This is a genomic window from Rhodopseudomonas sp. B29 (genome assembly GCF_000333455.1).
Lineage (GTDB): Bacteria > Pseudomonadota > Alphaproteobacteria > Rhizobiales > Xanthobacteraceae > Rhodopseudomonas.
Genome location: NZ_BADD01000623.1, coordinates 1 through 6,355 on the forward strand (window position 1 = coordinate 1; position 6,355 = coordinate 6,355).

Below are 6,355 nucleotides of genomic sequence, written 5' to 3' on the forward strand. Positions count from 1 at the left end.
GCTCGGCACCATCCTCGAAGCCAACCCCTATCTGGCCCGCATCATCACCGGCCGCATCGCGTCCGGCACGCTAAAGCCGAACCAGAGCGTCAAGGTGCTGTCCCGTGACGGCAAGCTGGTCGAGACCGGCCGCATCACCAAGATCCTGGCCTTCCGTGGCCTCGAGCGCGTGCCGCTCGAGGTTGCCGAAGCTGGCGACATCGTCGCGATCGCGGGCCTGACCAAGGGCACCGTCGCCGACACCTTCTGCGATCCGTCGGTCGACACCCCGATCCAGGCCCAGCCGATCGATCCGCCGACCGTGTCGATGTCGTTCATCGTCAACAACTCGCCGCTCGCCGGCACCGAAGGCGACAAGGTGACGAGCCGCCTGATCCGCGACCGCCTGCTGCGCGAAGCCGAGGGCAACGTCGCGCTGCGCGTCGTCGAGGCCGCCGACAAGGACGCGATGGAAGTGTCGGGTCGCGGTGAATTGCAGCTCGCGATCCTGATCGAGAACATGCGCCGCGAAGGTTTCGAGCTCAGCGTGTCGCGTCCGCGCGTTGTGCTGACCCGCGACGAGAACGGTCAGCTTTTGGAGCCGATCGAGGAAGTCGTGATCGACGTCGACGAGGAGTTCTCCGGCGTCGTCGTGCAGAAGATGAGCGAGCGCAAGGCCGAGATGATCGAGATGCGGCCGTCCGGCGGCAATCGTCTGCGCCTGGTGTTTTACGCGCCGACCCGCGGGTTGATCGGTTACCAGGGCGAACTGATGACCGACACCAAGGGCACTGCGATCATGAACCGCCTGTTCCACAACTACCTGCCGTATCGCGGCGAGATCCAGGGCCGCCGCAACGGCGTCCTGATCTCCAACGATCAGGGCGAGGCGGTGGCCTACGCGATGTTCAAGCTGGAAGATCGCGGCCCGATGATGATCGAGCCGGGCTGGAAGGTCTACAAGGGCATGATCGTCGGCGAGCACACCCGCGACAACGATCTCGAGATCAATGTCCTGAAGGGCAAGCAGCTCACCAACATCCGCACCACCTCGAAGGACGAAGCGGTCCGCCTCACCCCACCGATCCGTATGACGCTGGAGAAGGCGCTGGCCTATATCGAGGACGACGAGCTGGTCGAGATCACCCCGAAGTCGATCCGGCTGCGCAAGCGCCTGCTCGACCCGAACGAGCGCAAGCGCGCCGAGAAGAGCAAGCAGGCCGTGGCCTGATCGTTCGAACTCCGCCTCGTCATTGCGAAGAGCACCCGGATCGGCGCTTCGCGCCGTCCGAGTACAGGCTCCGCGACGAAGCAATCCAGCCCAGTGCACGAGACTGGATTGCTTCGCCTCGCTCGCAATGACGGTGAGAGGTCGGTGGTCGATCGAACCGCTGGAACTTTACGGCGTCTCGATACTCAATGCCCGGCCTCGTGCCGGGCATTTGCGTTTCACCGACGGCCGACATCAAAGCACCGCCACCCACATGATAAGACCTTGCGCATGAGCGAGCAGCGTTTCCCCTCCTCCGTCGATATCGCTATCATCGGCGCCGGCGCGGCCGGCCTCGGCGCGGCGCGGGCGCTGGAGGGCACAGGCCTATCAGTGCTTGTGCTCGAAGCCCGCGACCGCATCGGTGGCCGCGCCTACACTAAGCGCGTGACGCCCGAGATCGCTTTCGACGTCGGTTGCGGCTGGCTGCATTCGGCCGACGAGAACTCGTTTGTCGGCATCGCCGAGCAGCTCGGCATTCCGATCGACAGAACCGATCCGCCGTGGGGCAAGCCGAGCTACCGCGATGCGTTTCCGCCGCGCGACCGCGCCGAGTTCAGCGAAGCGATCGAGGATTTTTACGAGCGGGTCTGGCGCGCGGCGAAGAAGAAAGCCGATGCGCCGGCCGCGACGCTGCTCGAGGCCGGCAATCGCTGGAACCCGATGATCGACGCCATCTCGACCTACGTCAACGGCGCCGAGCTCGACCGCGTTTCGATCCACGATGTCGAGGCCTATCGCGACACCGAGATCAACTGGCGCATCCGTGACGGCTACGGTTCGCTGATCGCCGCCTACGGCGCGCCGTGCCCGGTGGCGCTGAACTGCGCCGTCGAGCTGATCGATCACTCCGGCGCGCGCATTCGCCTCGTGACATCGCAGGGCACGCTGACGGCGAGCCAGGTGATCATCACCGTGCCGACCAATCTGATCGCCGACGAGGCGATCCGCTTCACGCCCGAACTACCCGCCAAAGTCGAGTCCGCGCGCGGACTGCCGCTCGGTGCCGACGACAAGGTGATGCTGCGGCTCGCCGGTCCGCATGATTTTCCCGCCGACGGCAATCTGCGCGGCGCGATGATGCGGACCGCCATGGGCACGTATCACCTGCGGCCGTTCGCAAACGACTGCATCGAGGGATTCTTCGGCGGCCGCTTCGCGCGCGAACTCGAAGACGCCGGCGACGGCGCGTTCGCCGCGCAGGCGATCGACGAGATCGCCGAGCTGCTCGGCAACGACATCCGCCGGCAATTGTCGCCGCTCGCCGAATCGCGCTGGGCGCGCGATCCTTACGCCCGCGGCTCCTATTCGCACGCGCTGCCGGGCCATGCCGGCGCCCGCGCCGTGCTGGCAGCCCCGGTCGACGATCGCCTGTTCTTCGCCGGCGAAGCCACCTCGCCGCATTTTTTCTCGACCGCGCACGGCGCCCGTGATTCGGGCGAGCGCGCCGTCAAGGAAGCGATGGCGAACCGCGGCGCCAAGGCTGCTAGCGCACCAGCATGAGACGATTTCGATCGGCAGAGTAGCAGCGCGCCGCAAGTGCTGCGCTGCGATTGTCGGACTGTCCGATTCCGGCACAGCCGGCCGGCTCTGTGATGCTGAAAATCCACATGTTAACCGATAATTAATGATGGAGCTTGAAGGCCGGGCCGTGACTTGCTTTGATTGGCTCATGAGCACGACGCTGATCGAAGTGAGGCCGGCCAAGACTGCGGATGCTTCCGCGGTCGCGGAAACGCATGATGAAGCTTGGCGGGCTGCCTATCAGGGCATCATCCCCGGCGCCGAGCTGGAGAAGCTGATCAACCGCCGCGGCCCGACCTGGTGGGACTCGGCGATCCGCAAGGGCAGCCGCGTCAGCGTGCTGTGCTTCGGCGACCGTGTCGCCGGCTATGCCAACTACGGCCGCAACCGCGCCCGCAGCCTGCAGTTCGACGGCGAAATCTACGAGCTGTATCTGCGCCCGGAATTCCAGGGCCTGGGCTTCGGCCGTCGGCTGTTCGCCGCGGCCCGCCGCGATCTGGTCCAGAGCGGGCTGAAGAGCATGGTGATCTGGGCGTTGTCGGACAACGAGCCGGCGACCGAGTTCTACCGGGCGCTCGGCGGCCGCATGGTGGCGCGCTCCTCGGAGCGGTTCGGGCCGAAGTCGCTCGACAAGGTTGCGTTCGCCTGGAACAACGGCTGACGATCTTTTTGCACTAGCGAACAGCGCTTCTGCGGGGTATTCGGAACCTCCCGCTGTTCGTCAGCCAATGTCCAACATTTCTGGAGTTCTCGATGCGCATCGACGCAATCCCGGTCGGCGTCAATCCGCCCTATGATGTCAATGTGGTCGTCGAGGTGCCGGTCGGCGGTGAGCCGATCAAGTACGAGATGGACAAGGAAGCCGGCACGCTGGTCGTCGACCGGTTTCTTTATACCGCCATGCGCTATCCGGGGAACTACGGCTTCATCCCGCACACGCTGTCGGACGACGGCGACCCCTGCGACGTGCTGGTCGCCAACACCCGCGGCATCGTGCCCGGCGCGGTGATCAGCGTTCGCCCGGTCGGCGTGCTGTACATGAGCGACGAAGCCGGCCACGACGAGAAGATCATCGCGGTGCCGTCGTCCAAGCTGACGCAGCGCTACGACCGCATCAAGACCTACTCGGATCTGCCCGACATCACGCTGTCGCAGATCCAGCATTTCTTCGAGCACTACAAGGATCTCGAGCCCGGCAAGTGGGTCAAGGTGCTGCGCTGGGGCGGCGCCGACGACGCCCACAAGCTGATCCTCGAAGGTCTCGACCGCGCCAAGCAGGCCAAGAAGAAGTAACTCTCCACCGCGGAGAACGAGGATGCGCCGGCTGTTGAAATGGTTCGGGCTCCTCGTTCTGCTGGTGGTGGCGGCCATCGCGGCGCTGGCGGGCGTGCTGGCCTTCAAAACGTTCCGCCACGGCTCGCAGCAGATCGCGGTGGCGCCGCTGGCGCCGATCGCGGTCGACGAGCAGGGCGCCGCCAAACGCCTGTCGGAAGCGATCCGCTTCCAGACCATTTCCAACTTCCTCAATCCCGAACAGGACGCCGCCGCGCTGGATGCGCTGCAGGCGCATATCCAGGCGAGCTTCCCGGCGTTTCATGCCGTTGCCAAGCGCGAGGTCGTGAACGGCCACAGCCTGCTTTACACTTGGCAGGGCTCGGACCCGCAAGCCAAGCCGATCGCGCTGCTGGCCCATCAGGACGTGGTGCCGATCGCGCCGAAGACCGAACAGGATTGGCAGCAGCCGCCATTCAGCGGCGCCATCGAGGGGGGCTACATCTGGGGCCGCGGCTCGTGGGACGACAAGGGCAATCTGTTTTCGATGCTCGAGGCCGCCGAGCTGATGGCCAAGCAGGGCTTCCGGCCGAAGCGGACCATCTACTTCGCCTTCGGCCATGACGAGGAAGTCTCGGGCCTGCGCGGCGCAGGCAAGATCGCCGAGCTGCTCGCCTCCCGCAACATCCGTCTCGACTACGTGCTCGACGAGGGCCTGCTCATCACCGAAGGGGTGATGAAGGGCCTCGACAAGCCGGCGGCGCTGATCGGCGTCGCCGAAAAGGGATACGCCACGCTGGTGCTGACCGCGCGCGGCACGCCTGGGCACTCGTCAATGCCGCCGCGCGACACCGCGATCGGGATGCTGGCCGCCGGCCTCGTGCAGCTCGAAAACCACCGCCTGCCGATGCGCATTCGCGGCTCGGTCGCCGAGATGTTCGACACGCTGGCGCCGGAGATGAGCGGCTTCAACCGCGTGGTGTTGTCGAACCTGTGGCTGTTCAGGCCGCTGCTGCTCAGCGAATTCGCCAAGAGCGGCACCACCGCCGCGATGGTGCAGACTTCGACGGCGCTGACCGTGTTCAACGCTGGCGACAAGGACAACGTGCTGCCCGGCATCGCCGAGGCCAGCGTCAATTTCCGCCTGCTGCCCGGCGACACCCAGGCCAGCGTCGCCGACCATGTCCGCACCACGGTGGCCAACGACAAGATCAGCATCGCGCCGTTCGAAGGCAATTTCGATCCGCCGCCGGTGACTGGCACCAAGAGCCCGTCCTATCAGGCGCTGACCCGCACCATCCGCGAAGTCTTCCCCGACGTCATCGTCGCGCCCGGCTTGATGATTGCCGCCACCGACTCGCGGCACTATTCGAACGTCGCCGACAACATCTTCCGCTTCTCGCCCGTCCGCGCCACCCCCGAAGACCTCAAGCGCTTCCACGGCACCAACGAACGCATCAGCATCAAGAACTACGCCGACATGATCCGGTTCTACGTCCGCCTGATGCAGAGCACGGCGGGCTGAGTTCCTGATACCGCGGCGTCACAAGCCACGTCATTGCCGGGCTTGACCCGGCAATCCATCATCTTCGTGAAATCACTTCTTCCGCGCGCTCCCGCGCGCGATGGATACGCGGGTCAAGCCCGCGTATGACGGATGCAGAGTTGATAGTCGCAATCCGCTCGATTGGCTGAGCGCTTGCTCGGCCTCAACCTCGTCATTGCGAGGAGCGCAGCGACGAAGCAATCCAGCGCCGAGCACGGAGCTGGATTGCTTCGCGGAGCCTGTCATTGGGCCGGCCGAAGGCCGGACCCGGTGGCTCGCAATGACGTTGAAAGGCCGACGACTACACCGCGGGCTTCGGCAACCCGTGGATCGCAGACGCCGCGCGCACCGTGTTGACCAGCAGGCACGCTACCGTCATCAGGCCGACGCCGCCCGGCACCGGCGTAATCGCGCCGGCGACTTCCTTGGCCTCGGCGAACGCGACGTCGCCGACCAGCTTGTCCTTGCCGCCATCTTTGCCAGGCGTGCGGTTAATGCCGACGTCGATCACGGTGGCGCCGGGCTTGATCCAGTCGCCCTTGACCATCTCGGCCTTGCCCACCGCGGCGAACAGCAGATCGGCCTGGCGGCACAGCGCCGGCAGGTCGCGCGAGCGCGAATGCGCGATCGTCACCGTGGCGTTCTCGTTGAGCAAGAGCTGCACCAGCGGCTTGCCCACGAGATTCGAGCGGCCGATCACCAGTGCATTCATGCCTTCGAGCGAGGCGTGAACGGTCTTGGCCATGATGATGCTGCCGAGCGGC

5 protein-coding genes and 1 pseudogene are annotated in these 6,355 nt (G+C 65.6%); 5 read left to right on the forward strand and 1 reads right to left on the reverse strand.

Features of this window, described 5'->3' with window-relative positions:
• The 5 genes from I5M_RS22555 to I5M_RS22575 form a co-directional block, all read left to right on the forward strand.
• Window positions 1-1,210 (forward strand): EF-Tu/IF-2/RF-3 family GTPase (locus tag I5M_RS22555; protein WP_022723475.1); only part of this gene is annotated, 1,210 nt, incomplete at its 5' end.
• A 270-nt stretch (window positions 1,211-1,480) separates the two neighbouring features.
• Window positions 1,481-2,752, forward strand: coding sequence for an NAD(P)/FAD-dependent oxidoreductase (locus I5M_RS22560; RefSeq protein WP_022723476.1), 1,272 nt, complete (start codon window positions 1,481-1,483; stop codon window positions 2,750-2,752).
• Between the two features lie 169 nt (window positions 2,753-2,921).
• Window positions 2,922-3,434, forward strand: coding sequence for a GNAT family N-acetyltransferase (locus I5M_RS22565; RefSeq protein WP_022723477.1), 513 nt, complete (start codon window positions 2,922-2,924; stop codon window positions 3,432-3,434).
• Between the two features lie 92 nt (window positions 3,435-3,526).
• On the forward strand, window positions 3,527-4,066 hold the full coding sequence (gene ppa / locus I5M_RS22570; protein WP_022723478.1) for an inorganic diphosphatase: 540 nt from the start codon (window positions 3,527-3,529) through the stop codon (window positions 4,064-4,066).
• Between the two features lie 22 nt (window positions 4,067-4,088).
• Window positions 4,089-5,570, forward strand: a complete 1,482-nt coding sequence (locus tag I5M_RS22575) for a M20 family peptidase (RefSeq protein WP_022723479.1) — start codon at window positions 4,089-4,091, stop codon at window positions 5,568-5,570.
• Between the two features lie 322 nt (window positions 5,571-5,892).
• On the opposite strand, the pseudogene I5M_RS22580 reads toward I5M_RS22575, so the two are convergent.
• A pseudogene (locus tag I5M_RS22580) lies at window positions 5,893-6,355 on the reverse strand (bifunctional methylenetetrahydrofolate dehydrogenase/methenyltetrahydrofolate cyclohydrolase); the annotation flags it as partial.